The sequence below is a fragment of the Streptomyces stoeckheimensis genome, from assembly GCF_045822005.1.
Lineage (GTDB): Bacteria > Actinomycetota > Actinomycetes > Streptomycetales > Streptomycetaceae > Streptomyces > Streptomyces stoeckheimensis.
Map to the genome: position 1 here is coordinate 6582702 of NZ_CP169550.1, position 17607 is coordinate 6600308.

Annotated in this window: 17 protein-coding genes and 1 pseudogene; 11 read left to right on the forward strand and 7 right to left on the reverse strand. The window is 74.4% G+C overall.

Translation table 11 applies throughout. The features are described 5' to 3' along the window. Position 1 precedes the first annotated feature (1 nt). From hisI to lgt, 11 genes and pseudogenes are all read left to right on the forward strand, one after another. The gene (gene hisI / locus ACE1OC_RS29795) at positions 2-391 is read left to right on the forward strand and encodes a phosphoribosyl-AMP cyclohydrolase (protein ID WP_250743796.1); all 390 of its coding nucleotides are present in this window, start codon (positions 2-4) and stop codon (positions 389-391) included. 31 nt (positions 392-422) lie between these two features. Next, positions 423-1913: an anthranilate synthase component I gene (locus tag ACE1OC_RS29800; protein WP_407839605.1), complete on the forward strand. Its 1491-nt coding sequence runs from the start codon at positions 423-425 to the stop codon at positions 1911-1913. Between the two features lie 14 nt (positions 1914-1927). After that, positions 1928-2602 (forward strand): TIGR02234 family membrane protein, encoded by a 675-nt coding sequence (locus ACE1OC_RS29805; RefSeq protein WP_407839606.1) that lies wholly within the window; start codon positions 1928-1930, stop codon positions 2600-2602. Between the two features lie 139 nt (positions 2603-2741). Beyond that, positions 2742-2993, forward strand: coding sequence for an HGxxPAAW family protein (locus tag ACE1OC_RS29810; protein WP_407839607.1), 252 nt, complete (start codon positions 2742-2744; stop codon positions 2991-2993). Positions 2994-3065: 72 nt separating this feature from the next. Then, a complete protein-coding gene (locus tag ACE1OC_RS29815; RefSeq protein ID WP_407839608.1) occupies positions 3066-3536 on the forward strand; it encodes a DUF2752 domain-containing protein in 471 nt (156 codons plus the stop codon). Positions 3537-3698: 162 nt separating this feature from the next. After that, complete coding sequence (trpC, locus tag ACE1OC_RS29820) at positions 3699-4508, forward strand: indole-3-glycerol phosphate synthase TrpC (protein ID WP_250743801.1); 810 nt, start codon at positions 3699-3701, stop codon at positions 4506-4508. Positions 4509-4517: 9 nt separating this feature from the next. After that, positions 4518-4727, forward strand: coding sequence for a tryptophan biosynthesis modulator TrpM (trpM, locus tag ACE1OC_RS29825; protein WP_250743802.1), 210 nt, complete (start codon positions 4518-4520; stop codon positions 4725-4727). 196 nt (positions 4728-4923) lie between these two features. Next, entirely contained in the window at positions 4924-6189 is a 1266-nt protein-coding gene (trpB, locus tag ACE1OC_RS29830) for a tryptophan synthase subunit beta (protein ID WP_407839609.1), read from the forward strand. Then, the gene (trpA, locus tag ACE1OC_RS29835) at positions 6186-6998 is read left to right on the forward strand and encodes a tryptophan synthase subunit alpha (RefSeq protein WP_250743804.1); all 813 of its coding nucleotides are present in this window, start codon (positions 6186-6188) and stop codon (positions 6996-6998) included. The genes trpB and trpA overlap by 4 nt, the downstream gene beginning before the upstream one ends. 140 nt (positions 6999-7138) lie before the next feature. Next, a pseudogene (locus ACE1OC_RS29840) lies at positions 7139-7924 on the forward strand (DsbA family protein); the annotation flags it as partial. A 333-nt stretch (positions 7925-8257) separates the two neighbouring features. Next, positions 8258-9223 (forward strand): prolipoprotein diacylglyceryl transferase, encoded by a 966-nt coding sequence (gene lgt, locus ACE1OC_RS29845; protein ID WP_407839610.1) that lies wholly within the window; start codon positions 8258-8260, stop codon positions 9221-9223. Between the two features lie 66 nt (positions 9224-9289). On the opposite strand, the gene ACE1OC_RS29850 is transcribed toward lgt, so the two are convergent. From ACE1OC_RS29850 to ACE1OC_RS29880, 7 genes are read right to left on the reverse strand one after another with little or no spacing between them, the layout of a single operon-like run. Continuing rightward, complete coding sequence (locus ACE1OC_RS29850) at positions 9290-9793, reverse strand: SRPBCC family protein (RefSeq protein ID WP_407839611.1); 504 nt, start codon at positions 9791-9793, stop codon at positions 9290-9292. A gap of 38 nt (positions 9794-9831) precedes the next feature. Next, complete coding sequence (locus ACE1OC_RS29855) at positions 9832-10653, reverse strand: HpcH/HpaI aldolase/citrate lyase family protein (RefSeq protein WP_407839612.1); 822 nt, start codon at positions 10651-10653, stop codon at positions 9832-9834. After that, the gene (locus tag ACE1OC_RS29860; protein WP_407839613.1) at positions 10650-11948 is read right to left on the reverse strand and encodes a CaiB/BaiF CoA transferase family protein; all 1299 of its coding nucleotides are present in this window, start codon (positions 11946-11948) and stop codon (positions 10650-10652) included. Before ACE1OC_RS29860 ends, ACE1OC_RS29855 begins: the two co-directional genes overlap by 4 nt. Further along, positions 11945-12946 carry a ribokinase gene (rbsK, locus tag ACE1OC_RS29865; RefSeq protein WP_407839615.1) on the reverse strand — a complete coding sequence of 334 codons (1002 nt, stop codon included), beginning with the start codon at positions 12944-12946 and terminating at the stop codon, positions 11945-11947. The genes ACE1OC_RS29860 and rbsK overlap by 4 nt, the downstream gene beginning before the upstream one ends. Continuing rightward, positions 12943-14595 (reverse strand): ADP-ribosylglycohydrolase family protein, encoded by a 1653-nt coding sequence (locus tag ACE1OC_RS29870; protein ID WP_407839616.1) that lies wholly within the window; start codon positions 14593-14595, stop codon positions 12943-12945. Before ACE1OC_RS29870 ends, rbsK begins: the two co-directional genes overlap by 4 nt. Then, the gene (locus ACE1OC_RS29875) at positions 14592-15803 is read right to left on the reverse strand and encodes an ADP-ribosylglycohydrolase family protein (protein WP_407839617.1); all 1212 of its coding nucleotides are present in this window, start codon (positions 15801-15803) and stop codon (positions 14592-14594) included. The genes ACE1OC_RS29870 and ACE1OC_RS29875 overlap by 4 nt, the downstream gene beginning before the upstream one ends. After that, positions 15800-17113, reverse strand: a complete 1314-nt coding sequence (locus ACE1OC_RS29880) for an ADP-ribosylglycohydrolase family protein (RefSeq protein WP_407841718.1) — start codon at positions 17111-17113, stop codon at positions 15800-15802. The genes ACE1OC_RS29875 and ACE1OC_RS29880 overlap by 4 nt, the downstream gene beginning before the upstream one ends. Between the last annotated feature and the right edge of the window lie 494 nt (positions 17114-17607).

The following is a 17607-nucleotide window of genomic DNA, read 5'->3' on the forward strand; positions in this document are numbered from 1 at the left end:
AATGGCTCCCATGAGTACGTCCTCCCTCGATCCCGCCATCGCCGCCCGCCTCAAGCGCTCCGCGGACGGTCTGGTCCCGGCCATCGCCCAGCAGTACGACACCGGTGAGGTGCTCATGCTCGGCTGGATGGACGACGAGGCCCTGCACCGCACCCTGACCACCGGCCGCTGCACGTACTGGTCGCGCAGCCGTCAGGAGTACTGGGTGAAGGGGGACACTTCCGGCCACTTCCAGCACGTGAAGTCCGTCGCGCTCGACTGCGACGCCGACACCGTGCTCGTCAAGGTGGACCAGGTCGGGGCGGCCTGCCACACCGGTGCCCGGACGTGTTTCGATGCCGACGTCCTGCCCCTGGCCGGTCCCTCCGGCCCCACTGCCGAAGCCGAATAGCCGAAGCCGATCACAAGTAAGGTCCCACGCCATGGATCTTGAGACGTTCCGCAAGCTCGCGGCCGACCGCCGCGTCATCCCCGTCAGCCGCAAGCTGCTGGCGGACGGTGACACACCCGTCGGGCTCTACCGCAAGCTGGCCGCCGAACGCCCCGGGACGTTCCTCCTGGAGTCCGCCGAGAACGGCCGCTCCTGGTCGCGCTACTCCTTCGTCGGCGTCCGCAGCGCCTCCACCCTCACGGTCCAGGACGGCCAGGCCCACTGGATCGGCACCCCGCCCGTGGGCGTCCCGACCTCCGGCGACCCCCTGGAGGCCCTGCGGCAGACGGTGGAGGCCCTGCACACCCCCCGGGACCTCGCCTCCGGGATGCCGCCCTTCACCGGCGGCATGGTCGGCTACCTCGGCTACGACATCGTGCGCCGGCTGGAGCGCATCGGCGAGCACACCGAGGACGACCTGAAGCTGCCCGAGCTGACGATGCTGCTCACCTCCGACCTGGCGGTCCTGGACCACTGGGACGGAACGGTCCAGCTCATCGCCAACGCCATCAACCACAACGACCTCGCCGCGGGCGTGGACGAGGCGTACGCCGACGCCGTCGCGCGCCTCGACGCGATGGAAGCCGATCTCGCGCGGCCCGCTCCGTACGCGCCGATGCCGCTGCCCGCCTCCGAACTGCCGGAGTACTCGGCCCTGTGGGGCGGCGCGAAGTACCAGGACGCCGTGGAGGACGTGAAGGAGCGGATCCGGGCCGGCGAGGCCTTCCAGGTGGTGCCCTCGCAGCGGTTCGAGACCCCGTGCAGCGCCTCCGCGCTCGACGTCTACCGGGTGCTGCGGGCCACGAACCCCTCCCCGTACATGTACCTCTTCCGCTTCGAGAACGGCTTCGACGTCGTCGGGTCCAGCCCCGAGGCGCTGGTCAAGGTCGAGGACGGGCGGGCCATGGTCCACCCCATCGCCGGCACCCGGCACCGCGGCGCCACCCCGCAGCAGGACAACGAGCTCGCCGACGAGCTGCTGGCCGACCCCAAGGAGCGCGCCGAGCACCTCATGCTCGTCGACCTCGGCCGCAACGACCTCGGCCGGGTCTGCGAGCCGGGATCGGTGGAGGTCGTCGACTTCATGAGCATCGAGCGGTACTCGCACGTCATGCACATCGTCTCCACCGTCACCGGCCGCGTCGCCGAGGGCAAGACCGCCTTCGACGTGCTCACCGCCTGCTTCCCGGCCGGCACCCTGTCCGGCGCGCCCAAGCCGCGCGCCATGCAGATCATCGAGGAGCTGGAGCCCACCCGCCGCGGGCTCTACGGCGGCTGCGTCGGCTATCTCGACTTCGCCGGGGACTCGGACACCGCCATCGCCATCCGCACCGCGCTGCTGCGCGACGGGAAGGCGTACGTGCAGGCCGGCGCCGGGGTCGTCGCCGACTCGGTGCCCGAGCTGGAGGACGCCGAGTGCCGCAACAAGGCCGCCGCGGTGCTCCGCGCCGTGGCAGCGGCGAACCGCCTCCACGGCGCCTGAGCGCGTAGGGGATAGTGGGGTACGTGAGTGCCGTACCCCCGCCCCGAACCGAACACGCCGATGCCGCCGCCGAGCCCGAGGCCCCCTCGGGCCGCGGCGGCCGCCGCAGCGTGGCCGTCGCGCTGCTGCTCGGCGCGCTCGGTGCCACGGTCGTCCTGCTCGCCTCCGGCCGCGTCTGGGCCCGGGGCGTCGCCGCCATCGGCGGCGGCTCGCTGCCGGTGACCGCCGACGGGCGGGCCGTCACCGGCCTGCCCGCCGCCCTGGCCATCGTCGGGCTCGCCGCCCTGGTCGCGGTCTTCGCCGTACGCGGCCGGAGCCGGCTGCTGGTCTCGGCGCTGCTCGCGCTGAGCGGCCTCGGCGCGGGGGCGGCCGCCCTGGTCAACGCGGACGGCCGCCGCGCCCTGGACGCGGAGGCGGCCCGTACTACGGCCGACACCGCGGCCCACGTGGCCGGCCTGACCCATACGGCCTGGCCCTACGTGACGGCCGCCGGCGGGGCGCTGATCCTGCTGGCCGGACTGCTCGCGCTGCGTTTCGGGAGCGCCTGGCCCACGATGGGCGGCCGCTACGAGCGCGACGGCAGCCCCCGACCCCGCAAGGCGGCCGTGGTGGACCCGGACCGGCCGGAGGACCTGTGGAAGGCTCTGGACCGGGGCGAGGATCCCACCGGCCCGGAGCCGACCCCCTGAACCCCTGAACCCGGAGCCGACCCCGTGAACGAGGTCGCCTCCTGGTACGGGACAATGACCATCGAGCGTTCGACACAGCACCGTTCGACACAGCACGTGCGGCGTGCCACAGAGCACACCCGAGTACGAGGAGCAACTCATGGCGGGCACTAGCCACGGACACACCCCGGCCGCCTGGACCGGTGTCATCATCGCCTTCATCGGTTTCAGCATCTCCGGCGCCTTCATGGTGCTGGCGAACCCGCTGGGCTTCTGGGCGGGCCTCGTCGTCGTCGCCATCGGCGGTGTCGTGGGCATGGCCATGAAGGCCGCGGGCATGGGCGCGCCGAAGGCCGCGCACCAGGACCTCGCCGAGGTCATCGCCGCGAACCGCGTCGCCGCCAAGGTCTGACGGGCTCGACCGGGCGGTAGCCGGTACGCGGGTTTTCGAAAGGCGCGGCCCTGTCGGGCTGCGCCTTTTGTCATGAGCGGAGAGAATCAGCGGGTGGACGCCTCCTCTGGAACGACCGACCTCGCGCCGCCTCCCGCGCCCGTGTCCCGGGCCGGCCGGCTGGCGCGTCCGGCGCTCACGCTGGCCGCGGCCGCCGCGGCCCTCGCGTACGTGGGGACCGTGGACCCGAACGAGCCCGGCCACTATCCGGTCTGCCCGCTGTTCCGCCTGACCGGGGTCCTGTGCCCCGGCTGCGGCGGGCTGCGCAGCGCACACGCGTTCGCCCATGGCGATCTCGCGACAGCAATCGGGGCAAATGCGCTGGCGGTCGCCGGCTACTTCTTCTTCGCCGGAGTCATGCTCCTGTGGCTGGTTCGCGCCTATCGGGGGGTGCCGGGCCCGAGGCTCGTCGTACGGCCGCTGTACTGGTGGGGGATCGGTGTGGTGGCCCTGGTCTTCTCCGTTGTCCGGAACCTGCCCATGGGCTCTTTCCTGGCGCCCTGAGGTATCGCTGAAGTAAATATTCCGGATGTCCATTTAATGGGACGCCGTCAACCGCGTGCGGAGGGCAAGGCGTCCTGCGGATACCATTTGAACTGCTGACCTTGCAGTTGTACGTGTCTGCAAGGCGGCCGACCGTCATCGACCCGGAAGGGGGCCGCTCGCGTGAGTGTGCTCGACGAGATCATCGAAGGGGTCCGCGAAGACCTTGCCGAACGGCAGGCGCGCGTCAGCCTCGACGAGCTCAAGGAGCGTGCCGCCAAGGCGCCCCAGGCCAAGGACGGCGTCGCTGCCCTGCGCGGCGACAGCGTCAAGGTGATCTGCGAGGTCAAGCGTTCCAGCCCCTCCAAGGGTGCGCTCGCCGCCATCGCCGATCCGGCCGGGCTGGCCGCCGACTACGAAGCGGGCGGTGCGGCGGTCATTTCCGTCCTCACCGAGCAGCGTCGTTTCGGTGGCTCGCTGGCCGACCTGGAGGCCGTCCGCGCCCGCGTGGACATCCCGATCCTGCGCAAGGACTTCATCGTCACGGCGTACCAGCTGTGGGAGGCCCGCGCCTACGGCGCCGACCTCGTGCTGCTGATCGTCGCGGCCCTGGAGCAGGAGGCCCTCGTCTCCCTCATCGAGCGGGCCGAGTCCATCGGCCTCACCCCGCTCGTCGAGGTCCACGACGAGGAGGAGATCGAGCGTGCGGTCGCGGCGGGCGCCAAGATCATCGGCGTCAACGCCCGCAACCTGAAGGACCTCAAGGTCGACCGCTCCACCTTCGAGCGGATCGTCGGAGAGATCCCGGCCCACATCGTCAAGGTTGCCGAATCCGGCATCCGCGGGCCGCACGACCTGATCGCCTATGCGAACGAGGGCGCGGACGCCGTCCTCGTCGGGGAGTCCCTGGTGACCGGCCGCGACCCGAAGGCGGCCGTGGCCGACCTCGTCGCCGCCGGCGCCCACCCCGCCCTGCGCCACGGGCGGAGCTGACCCGCACCCATGGCCCGAAATCGCCCCTCCGTCCGCACCCGACCGGGCTCCGGCCTGGCCGGCGTGCCGACGGCGCACGCGCCCCTGGCGCGCGGCTGTCGCCCTCGCGGCTGCCGCGCCCCGGCCCGGCGCGTGCGCGGGCGGCGGGTCCGGTACGTGATCGGCTCCGAGCCCGGTCAGGTCAACGGCATGCGATGGCGACCCGGAGTCGCGTCGTAACGAGGCCCGCCGGACGGTGTACGTCGTACACCCACGTCCGTCGGCATCCCGTCACGGTCCGTCCCCCGAGCCGCCGGCTCCGGGGCGGGCCGCTCCGCACCCTCGTACGCCCATGCCCCAGCGGGGTGTGCGCGCCCGGGGCGGACGGCGCAATACGGTGAAGACATCCGCGTCGCATCCGTAGGAGTACCTGGGCATGTCCAGCGCCAGCAGTTTCTTCATCCCGGACCCCGAGGGTCACATCCCGAACGCCGAGGGCTACTTCGGCGACTTCGGCGGCAAGTTCATCCCGGAGGCGCTCGTCGCCGCCGTGGACGAGGTCGCCGTCGAGTACGAGAAGGCCAAGGGCGACCCGGCCTTCGCGGCCGAGCTCAACGACCTGATGGTCAACTACACCGGTCGCCCCAGCTCCCTGACCGAGGTGCCGCGGTTCGCCGAGCACGCGGGCGGGGCGCGGATCTTCCTCAAGCGCGAGGACCTGAACCACACCGGCTCGCACAAGATCAACAACGTGCTGGGCCAGGCGCTGCTCACCAAGCGCATGGGCAAGACCCGCGTCATCGCCGAGACCGGCGCCGGTCAGCACGGCGTGGCCACCGCCACCGCCTGCGCCCTGTTCGGTCTCGAGTGCACGATCTACATGGGTGAGATCGACACCCAGCGCCAGGCCCTGAACGTGGCCCGGATGCGGATCCTGGGCGCCGAGGTCATCGCGGTGAAGTCCGGCTCCCGGACCCTGAAGGACGCCATCAACGAGGCGTTCCGCGACTGGGTCGCCAACGTGGACCGCACCCACTACCTCTTCGGCACGGTCGCCGGCCCGCACCCCTTCCCCGCCATGGTCCGCGACTTCCACCGGGTCATCGGCGTCGAGGCCCGCCGCCAGATCCTGGAGCGCGCCGGACGCCTGCCCGACGCCGTCGCGGCGTGCGTCGGCGGAGGATCGAACGCCATCGGCCTGTTCCACGCCTTCATCCCGGACGCCGACGTCCGCCTGGTCGGCTTCGAGCCCGCCGGACACGGCGTGGAAACCGGCGAGCACGCGGCGACCCTGACCGCGGGCGAGCCGGGCATCCTGCACGGATCCCGCTCCTACGTCCTGCAGGACGAGGAGGGCCAGATCACCGAGCCGTACTCCATCTCGGCCGGTCTGGACTACCCGGGCATCGGCCCCGAGCACTCCTACCTCAAGGACGCCGGCCGCGCCGAGTACCGCGCGGTCACCGACGACCAGGCGATGCAGGCCCTGCGCCTCCTCTCCCGCACCGAGGGCATCATCCCGGCCATCGAGTCCGCGCACGCCCTCGCCGGCGCCCTGGACCTCGGCAAGGAGCTCGGCAAGGACGGGCTGCTCGTCGTCAACCTGTCCGGCCGCGGAGACAAGGACATGGACACCGCCGCCCGGTACTTCGACCTGTACGACGCCGAGACCACCAGCAGCACCGAGGGGGAGACCAAGTGAGCGGCACCATCGAACTCCTGTCGGCGACCCTCGCGAAGGCGAAGTCCGAGGACCGCGCGGCCCTGGTCGCCTACCTCCCGGCCGGCTTCCCGACCGTGGACGGCGCCATCGAGGCCGTCAAGGCCGTCATCGCCGGCGGCGCGGACGTGGTCGAGATCGGCCTCCCGCACAGCGACCCGGTCCTGGACGGCGCCATCATCCAGACCGCCGACGACATCGCCCTGCGCGGCGGAGTCAAGATCGCCGACACGCTGCGTACGGTCCGCGAGGCGTACGAGGCGACCGGCGCCCCGATCCTGGTCATGACGTACTGGAACCCCATCGACCGCTACGGCGTCGAGCGGTTCACCGCCGAGCTCGCCGAGGCCGGCGGCGCGGGCTGCATCCTGCCCGACCTGCCGGTCCAGGAGTCCGCTCTGTGGCGCGAGCACGCGGCCAAGCACGGTCTGGCGACCGTCTTCGTCGTGGCTCCCAGCAGCAAGGACGAGCGCCTCGCCACCATCACGGCGGCCGGTTCCGGCTTCGTCTACGCCGCTTCGCTGATGGGCGTCACCGGCACCCGCGAGTCGGTCGGCAACCAGGCGGCCGACCTGGTCCGCCGTACCCGCGCCACCAGCGACCTGCCGGTCTGCGTGGGCCTGGGCGTCTCCAACGCCGCCCAGGCCAAGGAGGTCGCGGGCTTCGCCGACGGTGTGATCGTCGGCTCCGCCTTCGTGAAGCTGCTGCTGGACGCGCCGGACCTGCCCGCCGGGCTGGCCGCGGTGCAGGCGCTCGCGGGCGAGCTCGCCGAAGGCGTGCGCCGCGGCTGAGGCGCACGCCGGAGCCCACGGGCGGCGCGTTCGATCGCGCAGACGGACCCCTGAGCGGGTTCTGTAGCCCGATCGGGTGGAAGTAGGGGCAGGGAGGCACGAGAGTGCCTCCCTGCTTCGTTTGGCCGAACGTGAGCGACATGAACGACGGTGCGAACCGCGATGCGACGAAACGATCGGCCCGCGAGCGACTCCAGGCGGAGCGCGAGAAGCAGAAGGCGAGGGACAAGCGCCGGCGGACCCTCGTCGTGTCGGCGGCGGTGGTCGGCGTCCTCGGGCTGGCGGCCGTCGTCGGCCTGATCGCGGCGAACACCGGCAAGGGCGGATCCTCCGCCAAGGGCGGCCCGCTGGTCGCCCCGTCAGGGGCCACGGGCAAGGACGCCCTCGCCATCCAGACCGGCAAGGACGGGGCCCCCTCCACGCTGACCGTGTGGGAGGACTTCCGCTGCCCGGCCTGCAAGGCCTTCGAGACCAACTACCGGGAGACCGTCCACGAGCTGGAGGCCAAGGGCCTCCTCAAGGTCGAGTACCACATCGTCACCCTCATCGACGGGAACATGGGCGGCACCGGCTCGCTCAAGAGCGCCAACGCCGCCGCCTGCGCACAGGACGCCGGGAAGTTCGCCCCGTACCACGACGTGCTCTTCGACAACCAGCCCGAGGAGACCAACGACGCCTTCGGCAAGAACGCCAAGCTGCTGGAACTGGCCGGGAAGGTCGACGGCCTGGACACCCCCGCGTTCCGCACCTGCGTCGAGGACGGTACGCACGACAGCTGGGTGAACAAGTCGCAGGAGGCCTTCCGCGCGGGCGAGTTCCGCGGGACCCCGACCGTGCTGCTCGACGGCAAGGACATCTTCGGGGACCAGGCCAACCCGCTGACCCCGCAGAAGCTGAAGGAGAAGGTGGAGGCGGCAGGCAAGGGCGGCCCCGGCGCCGCGAAGGCCTCCCCGTCGGCTTCGGCTTCGGCGTCGTCCGGGTCCGGGGCCAAGTCCGCGTCCGGATCGCCGTCCGCCTCGGCCTCGGCGGCGGGCTCGGGGAAGGCCTCCTCCGGCCGCTCGGCCACGCCCTCGGCCTCCTCCTCGTCGCCGTCGGCACGCTCGGCGGGCCGGTCGGCCACGAGCGGATCGGGCTCCGAGGACGCCTCCCCGGAGCACGCCGGGATGCCCATGAACCACTGAGGGCAGTCTCGATTCGGGAGCAGCTTGCCGGGCGGGTTGCGGTCACCACCGTCCGGCAAGGTAGCGTCGGGTCTTGCCATGAACCTTGCCTTCATTCCCAGTCCGTCGACGGGCGTGCTCCATCTCGGACCGATCCCGCTGCGCGGCTACGCGTTCTGCATCATCATCGGCGTCTTCGTCGCCGTCTGGCTCGGCAACAAGCGCTGGGTCGCGCGCGGCGGTAAGCCGGGCACGGTCGCGGACATCGCCGTGTGGGCCGTGCCGTTCGGCCTGGTCGGCGGTCGCCTCTACCACGTGATCACCGACTACCAGCTCTACTTCGGCGAGGGCCGCGACTGGGTCGACGCCTTCAAGATCTGGGAAGGCGGCCTCGGCATCTGGGGCGCCATCGCGCTCGGCGCGGTCGGTGCCTGGATCGGCTGTCGCCGGCGCGGCATCCCGCTGCCGGCCTGGGCCGACGCCCTGGCCCCCGGCATCGCGCTGGCCCAGGCCTGCGGACGCTGGGGCAACTGGTTCAACCAGGAGCTGTACGGCCGCGCCACCGATCTGCCGTGGGCGGTGGAGATCACCGACGGCCCGAACCGGGTCGCCGGGACCTACCACCCGACCTTCCTCTACGAGTCCCTCTGGTGCGTCGGTGTCGCCCTGCTGGTGATCTGGGCCGACCGCCGCTTCACCCTCGGACACGGGCGGGCGTTCGCGCTGTACGTCGCCGCGTACTGCGTGGGGCGCGGCTGGATCGAGTACATGCGGGTCGACGAGGCCCACCACATCCTCGGCCTGCGGCTCAACGTCTGGACCTCGATCGTCGTCTTCGTGCTCGCAGTGGTGTACCTGGTGCTGTCTGCGAAGCTGCGGCCGGGCCGCGAGGAGATCGTCGAACCCGACGCCGGTGCCGGCGCCAAGGACGGGGAGACCCCGGCCGAGGACGGCAAGGCCAAGGACGCCGAAGCCGAGGGCGCTGTCGAGGCCGACGCCGAGCCGGAGAAGGACGCCGAGCCGAAGGACGCCAAGGCGGAGGCCCCCGGGGCCAAGAAGCTCTGACCCGGGATTCCGGTCGAAACGGGAGGGGCGCCGCGCACACCGCGCGGCGCCCCTCCCGTTTCCCGTTCAGCGGCGCGGCAGCCGCGTGATCACCCCGCGCAGGAGACGGACGTACGGACTCCAGCGCGCGGGCCGCGCGACCGTACCGGAGCAGGCCAGTTCGGCGCGGTCGAGGGCGTCCTCGGCGAGCGCGTCGTGCAGCCACCGGAACACCAGCGGCCAGCTGACCCGCGCCGGACCGTGCGTGGTCATCGCGAGGGTGTGGCGCAGCAGCGTGCGCTCCCCGTCCTCCAGCGGCCGGACGGTGAACTCGTGGTAGCCGACGAAACCGCGCGGTCCGGTGAACTCGAAGCGGGCCCGCACCCCCGGCTCGTAGGCCGACACGGTGTACCGGATCGGTCCGTGACCGCCCCTCGCCCCGACCGAAAGGGACGGGTCGAGCCGCATCGCCGGCCAGCTCCCGTGCGGCCAGAGCCGGTCGTCGGCCCCGGAGGCCAGCGAGTCGACCAGTTCGCCGACCCGCTCCCCGTCCGCCCGCAGGATCCTCTCGTGCACGTTCAGTACCGCCATCGGAACACCCCCGACTCAGCGCGCCAGCGCTTCGTTGATCAGGAGAGTACCGGGGCGTCCCGGCGGGACAGGGCCACGATCCGCTCCGCGCCCGCCAGCATCGCCGGGTCGACGAAGCGGCCGTCGGGCAGGGCCACCGCGCCCGGGGTGCGGCGGGCCGCGGCCACGATCTCCTCGGCTGCGCTGACCTCCGCCGGGTCGGGCAGGTAGGCTCGCTCGATCACCGGGAGCTGGCGCGGATGGATCGCCGCACGGCCCAGGAAGCCGAGGGCGCGGCCCCGGGCGCAGGAGGCCGCCAGTGCCTCCAGGTTCCGGATGTCGGGGAACACCGACTGGGCCGGAGGCGCGAGCCCGGCCGCGCGGGCCGCGACCACCACCCGGGAGCGCGGCCAGTCCAGGCCCGACTCCGCGGTGACGCCCAGGTCGGCCCGCAGGTCGGCCTCGCCCAGGGACAGGCCGCGCAGGGCGGGGTGCGCGCGGGCGATCTCGTAGGCCCGTTCCACGCCGATCGCCGACTCCAGCAGGGCGTACAGGGCCACCCCGGGGGTGCGGTCGGCGGTGGAGACGATCTGCTCCGGGGAGGAGATCTTGGGCAGGCGCAGCCCGGCGAGGCCGTGGAGCCCGCCGAGGGCGCTGAGGTCGGCGACGCCCCACGGGGAGTCAAGGGCGTTGACGCGGACGTGGACCGGCACCGGGTGCCGGTCGCCGAGCAGCTCGGCGGTGGCGGCGCGGGCGTACTCCTTGCGGGAGGCAGACACCGCGTCCTCCAGGTCCACGATGACGGCGTCGGCCCCGGCGTGCAGGGCCTTGAGCACCACCTCGGGGCGGTCACCGGGTACGTAGAGCCAGGTCAGGATCACAGGGCCCCCTCCGTGCGGAGAGCAGTGATCTCGGCCGGGGAGAGGCCGAGTTCGGTGAGGACGGCATCGGTGTCCGCGCCGTGCGGGCGGCCCGCCCAGCGGATGGAGCCAGGGGTCTGCGAGAGCCGGAAGAGGACGTTCTGCATGCGGATCGGGCCCAGTTCCGGGTCCGCGACCTCGGTGATCGTGTCCAGGGCCGCGTACTGCGGATCGGCCATGACGTCCCGTACGTCGTAGACCAGCGCGACCGCGGCCTCGGCCTCCTCGAAGGCGGCCGTCACCTCGTCCGCCTTGTGGCGGGCGATCCAGCCGCCGACCGCCTCGTCGAGCACGTCCGCGTGACCGGCCCGGCCGGAACCCGACGCGAACCAGGGCTCGGAGATCAGCTCCGGCCGCCCCACGAGCCGCATCACGCGCTCGGCGATGGACTGGGCGGAGGTGGAGACCGCCAGCCAGCGGCCGTCCAGACTGCGGTACGTGTTGCGCGGCGCGTTGTTCGTGGAACGGTTGCCCGTGCGCGGCTGGACGTAGCCGAGCTGGTCGTACCAGAGCGGGTGCGGTCCGAGGACGGTCAGGATCGGCTCGATGATCGCCAGGTCCACCACCTGCCCGTGCCCGGTGCGGTCGCGCCCGGCGAGCGCCGCCATCACGGCGTACGCGGTGGTCAGCGCGGCGATCGAGTCCGCGAGCCCGAAGGGCGGCAGGGTCGGCGACCCCTCCGGCTCCCCGGTGATCGCCGCGAAGCCGCTCATCGCCTCCGCGAGGGTGCCGAAGCCGGGGCGGTGGGCGTACGGGCCCTCCTGGCCGAAGGCCGTCACGCGGGTCAGGATCAGCCGCGGGTTCGCGGCGGACAGCTCGGGCCAGCCCAGGCCCCAGCGCTCCAGGGTTCCCGGGCGGAAGTTCTCGATCACCACGTCGGCGGTGGCGACCAGGCGCAGCAGGGTGTCCCGGCCGCCGGGAGCGGACAGATCGAGGGTCATCGTCCGCTTGTTGCGGCCGAGCAGCTTCCACCAGAGGCCGATGCCGTCCTTGGCGGGGCCGTGGCCGCGGGAGGGGTCGGGGCGGGTCGGGTGCTCGACCTTGACGACCTCGGCGCCGAAGTCGCCGAGGAGGGTGGCGGCGAGGGGACCGGCGAAGAGGGTGGCGAGGTCGAGGACGCGGAGTCCTCGCAGGGGCCCTTGCCCTGGCCGGGCGTTGGCCGGGGTGGGACCGGGCCAGGGCTCGGGACCGGGCCCGCCAGCGATGGGGCCGGTGCCCGCGCCTGCCCGGGCAGGGCCCGCGCCGGTGGCGCTCATGAGGCGCCTCCCGCCGGGGGCCGGGATCCGTCGCCCGGGGCTTCGGCCCGATCCGGGCCGGTTCGGGCGCCGGGTGCGGGTGGCGGCCCGGGCTCCGGTTTCCGCCCGGACAGGGCGAAGGCGTCGGTCTGGGCGCGGGTCGGCATCGAGTCCTGGGCGCCGGGGCGCTGTACGGACAGGGCGGCGGCCGCCGAGGCCCACCGCAGGGCCGCGGGCATCGGCCGGCCCTCGCCCAGGGCCACGGCGAGCGCACCGACGAAGGTGTCTCCGGCGGCGGTGGTGTCCACGGCCCGTACCCGCGGCGCGGGCACGGCCAGCGGCTCGCGTCCGCGGGCGGCGTACAGGACCCCGGCGGCGCCGAGGGTGACGACCACCTCCGGCACGTCCTGGAGCAGGGCCGCCGCGGCCAGGTGGACGTCGGTGAGCCCGGTGAGCGCGGCGGCCTCGTGCTCGTTGGGCACCAACAGATCGGTGGCGGCGAGGAGTTCGGCCGGCAGCGGTTGGGCGGGGGCCGGGGTGAGGACGGTCCGTACGCCGTGGGCGCGGGCGGCGAGGGCGCCGGCGAGCACGGCCTCCAGGGGCAGTTCGAGCTGGAGGAGCAGGGAGTCCGCGGCGCCGATGCGGGCGGCGTCGCCCGGTTCCAGGGAGGTGACGAGGGCGTTGGCGCCGGGGATGACGACGATGCTGTTGCCCCCCTCGTCGTCCACGGTGATGTGCGCGGTGCCGCTGGCGCCCTCGACGGTGCGCAGGGCCGCCGTCCCGACCCCGGCACCGGCGAGTGCGGAGCGCAGCCGTACGCCGAACTCGTCGGCCCCGACCGCCCCGATCATCACCACCTCCGCGCCCGAACGGGCGGCGGCGACGGCCTGGTTGGCGCCCTTTCCGCCGGGGACGGTGCGGAAGTCGCGGCCGGTGACGGTCTCCCCGAGGCGGGGGGCCTTGGCCACGTAGGCGACGAGGTCCATATTGGTACTGCCGAGCACGGCGATGGCCGTCATGAGCGGGCTGCCTCCTGTGCGGTGAGGTGGGCGAGGGTGTCGAAGCCGATGCCGTCGAAGCCGGGGACGGTGGTGGCGAGGCGGTTCTTCAGCGGGGCCGTCCAGCGGTCCGGGATCCCGTCGGGGGAGCCGGCGACCAGCCCGGCGAGGGCGCCGGCGGTGGCGCCGTTGGAGTCGGTGTCCCAGCCGCCGGACACGGCGCGGCAGACGGAGCGGGTGAAGTCCCCGTCGGCGTGCGTGAGGGCGGCGGCGATCACGGCGGTGTTGGGCACGGCGTGGACCCAGTGGTAGTGGCCGTAGCGGGCGTGGAGCAGGTCCACGACGGTATCGAAGCCGGTGTCGGTGGCGCGTGCGTCCACGGCCGTACGGATGCCGAAGCGGACGGCCTCGGCGAGGCGGGAACGCGGCGGTACGACGGCCAGCCCGGCCCGCAGCGCGGTGTGCACGTCGGCCCGGCCGGTGGCCGCGGCGGCGGTGGCGGCGGCCACGAACGCGGCGGCGTGGGCGCCGTTGCCGGTGTGGGTGAGGGCGGCGTCCCGGTGCGCCTGGGCCGCGGCGGCGGCCGGGTCGCCCGGGTTGGTCCAGCCGTGGACGTCGGCGCGGATGAGGGCGCCGATCCACTCGCGGAAGGGGTTGTGGTGGGTGGCGGTGAGCGGGGGCTCCAGCCCGAGGAGCAGGTTGCGGTACGCGACCCGCTCGGCCGTGAACGTACGGCCGGCCGGGAGCTCGTCGAGCCAGAGCCGGCCGACGTCGGCGGTGGTGAAGCCCTTGCCGTGGCGCTGGAGGAGGAGCAGACCGAGGAGGGGGTAGTTGAGGTCGTCGTCCTCGGGGGTGCCGTCGATGTTCTCGGCGAGGGAGGTGGGTGCGGAGCGGCGGTTCCAGGGGTGGGCGGCCAGGACCTCCGGTGGTACGCCGCGTTCGGTGAACCAGTCGGTCAGGGGCCAGTTCCCGGCGGCCCGGGCCAGGGCCCGGATCCCGTGCAGCGGCAACTTCTCCACGGGCTTCCCGAGCACGCACCCCACGGCACGCCCGAGCCATGCGGCCTCCAGCCTGCGGCGCAGGGCGGGGTCGCCTCCGGCGTCGGCGTCCGTGGGGGCCGGGCTTGCGGAGCCGAGCCCACACCTCGGCCGGGAGCCGGGCCCGGGGGAGGGTTCCACCACCCCGCCCCTTCCCGAAACCAGGGGCAGCGGCAGGCCCCTGGACCCCGGGGTGTCGGAGCCGGTCGTGTCGGGGCTTGCCCAGGGGGCCCGTTCCGTGTCGGGGGCGGGGTGCGGGAGGGCCGCCAGGGCCGTCAGGAGGTCGGTCGCCAGGGCGCGGAGCTCCGGCGGGGCCGGGGTCGGGGAGGCGCCCGCCCGGGCGGGGGCGAGGTGGCCGCCCGCGGCGAGCCAGACGCGCAGCAGCGGCTCCGCGGCCTCCCCGCGGCCGTCCTCGGCGGCCTGCCGGAACTCGTGCCCGACCAGATCCTCGGGCTGGACCCAGGTGAGCCGGACGGCCCCGGTCCGGACACCGGCGTCGGCCCCGGCCCCTGCCCCGGCTCCGGCCGCAGGCCGGACGTCGGGCTCGGTCCCGGTGCCCGGGGCCGGGTGCGTGGCCCGGGAAGGGGGCGCCGGTGGGGGTGCCGGTGGGGGTGCCGGGCGGGGCGGGGTCATCGGGGGGCCGTCAGGGTGGCGAAGGCGGCTTCGTGGGTGTGGCGGCGGGCTCGGTCGCGGGCGAAGACCTCGCGGGTGACCGAGGCCAGGGCCGCTGCCGGTGCGTGCAGGTCCAGGCGGCTGGCCTCCGCGACCCGGTCCGCCCAGGCGGGCGGGACCGCCGCCCCGCCCGACAGGGCGCCCGCGATCGCACCGGCCATGGTCGCGATGGAGTCGCAGTCGCGGCCGTAGTTGACCGCGCCGAGCACGGAGGTCTCGTAGCAGCCGTCGGCGACGAGCAACATGCCCAGCGCCACCGGGAGTTCCTCGATGGAGTGCAGGCGCGAGGGGCGCCGTGCGCCCAGGGACGGCGCGCGGTAGTCCGGGCCGACCGAGTCGTACGGGGCGACCGCAGCCCGCAGGGGGGCCAGCGCCGACTCGAAGTCCCGGTGGCGGGCGGCCACTTCGCAGACCGCCGCGATGGCCGCGCGGGTGCCGTCCTTGGCCAGGGAGAGGGCCGTCTCGACGACCGAGGCCGCCGTCGCACCCGGCACGCACGCCGCCGCCACCGCCGCCGCGAACACGCCCGCCGCCTCCCGCCCGTACGAGGACTGGTGCGCGCCGGTGACGTCCAGCGCCTCCGCGTACGCCCCGGCCGGATTGCCGGCGTTGACGAGGCCGACCGGCGCCATGTACATCGCCGCGCCGCAGTTGACGATGTTGCCGTTGCCCGCCTCCCGCGGGTCCGCGTGCGCGTAGTGCAGCCGGGTCACGATCCACTTCTCGGCGAGGAAGATCCGCTGGAGGGGGAGGGCGTCCGCCTCCAGTTCCGGGATCCAGCGGGGGATCGTCATCAGGTCCGGGACCAGGTGCTCGGCGATCGCGTACGCGTCCAGGTGGTCCCGTACGGCCTCGTAGACCCGGACCAGCGCGTGCGTCATCAGGGTGTCGTCGGTGACGTGGCCGTCGCCCTTGTGGTACGGGGCGATCGGGCGGGCCGTACGCCAGTCCTCGTGCCACGGGCCGACGATGCCGCGCACCCGGCCGCCGTGCCGCTCCACGATCTGTTCCGGGGTCCAGCCCTCCACCGGGCCGCCGAGCGCGTCGCCGACGGCCGCGCCGACGAGGGTGCCGGTGATCCGGTCGTCGAGGGTGGGGGAGGGGGCGTTGCCGTCGGGGGTGGGCGAGGTGGTGTGGGGGGTGGGGTCCACTGGGGTCGTGGTCGTCATGTCCGGGGCTTTCCTTGGGGCTTGGGTGAGGTGAGTTCCGTACGGGTGAGCAGCGCGGCCAGTTCGACGAGGTCGGTGCCCGCCAGGCGGGGGAGGGCGCAGCCGGAGAGGGTGCGGCACGCTTCGCGCCAGGCGGCGGGGAGCGAGTCGCCGCCGCCGAGGGCGCCGGTCAGCGCACCGGCGAGGGCGGGGGCGGAGTCCGCGACGCGCGACAGGCAGGCGGCGGCCGGGACCGCCTCGCAGACCCGGCCGCGGGCGGCGGTGGCGAGGGCGAGGGCCACGGGGACGGTTTCCGCGGCGGCGATCCCGTAGCTGTAGACGTGGTCGACGATCTGGTGCTCCAGGAGCGGGACGATGGCGAAGGCTCCGCCGGTCGTCTCGGCGCGGGCGAGCTTCACCGCGTGCCGGGCGTTGCGGCCGATCTCGGTGGACTCCGGGAGCTGTGCGAGGGCGGCGTCGACGGCGGCGTCGGTGTCGGAGGCGGTGCAGGTGCCGGTGCCCGCGAGGGCGGTGGCGATGGCGGCGGCCATGGCGCGGGCGCCGTGGACCCCGTCCCCGTCCTGGGTGTAGCGGGCGTCGAACTCGGCGAGGTCCGCGGCGGCGTCGGGATCCCCGGGATGCACGACGGCGAGGACGCAGGCCCGGATGCAGGCGGCGTCGTCGAAGTAGTGCGGGTTGTCGTGGCCGGTGGCGGGCGGACGCAGGCCGGCGGCGAGGTTGCCGAGGCCGGCGCGGACGGAGATCCGGGCGCGGAGCGGGAGGACGGCGGACTCCACCTCGGGCGCGCGTTCCGCGGCCGCGGCGACCTCGCTGGCCAGGGCGTTCCAGGCGAGGTCGATGGCGGCGCGCATGCGGCGGGACCGGGAGAGGTCGCTGAGCAGCACGCCGGCGGCGGTGAGCACGGACTCGGCGGCGAAGGCCGCCCACTCGGCGTCGTCGGAGGGGCCGAGGCGGAGCGGTTCCGGGGGCTGGTTGAGGGCGATGGGGACGGGGAGGGTGGTGGTCGCGTTCTGCTCCGCGAAGGTGTCGAGCTCGCGGGTGAGGCGGCGGGTCCACTCGGGCATGCGGCTGGCCCGGTGGCGGGCCGCGGGCCACCCGGCGGCGTCGCCCGCGGCGAGCCCGAGGAGCAGCCCCTCGATCCGGCGGGGGCCCGTGGGGGCGGCCTCGGGGGCCGCCTGGGGGGCGGGCGCGGCCGGAGCCGTACGGGGCTGCGCGTCCCGAGGGGCGGCGAGTCCGGCCGGGGCCGGGGCCGGGCGCGGCGGGGCGGCGAGCGGGCCGGGGGCGGCTTCCCCGGGGGCGGCCTGGGTGATGGCCGCTACCAGAGCCGTCCGGGGCTGCGCGTCCCGGGGAGTGGTGAGCGGGCCGGGGGCGGTCCAGGTTCCCGGCGGGATGGTGAGCGTGCCGGGGGTGGTCTCTGCCGGGGTGTCGGTTCCGGGGGTGGTCCGGGCTTCTGCCGGGGCGGTGCGGGGCCGCGCGGTGTCGGGCGCGGGGGTGCTGCGGGCGGAGGTGCTCCCGTTGAGGGGCGGGGTGTGGCCTGGAGTTCCCCGGCCCGGGGCGTCCACCGCATCGGCGGTACGGGACTGCGTGCGCAGCGGGGCGTCGTGCCCGGCGGGGGGCGGCTCCGGGGCGGGGGGACTCTCCCCGCACCCGCCCCTTCCCGAAACCGGGGGCAGGCCCCCGGGCCCCCGGACCGGCACGGCCGGGGCGTGGCCCCGTACCCGGGTCGCGGTGCTCGGGGGCAGGCCCCCTGGCCCCCGGGCCGGCGCGGTCGGGGCCGACGCCTCCGCGGGCGCGGCGTGGCCCC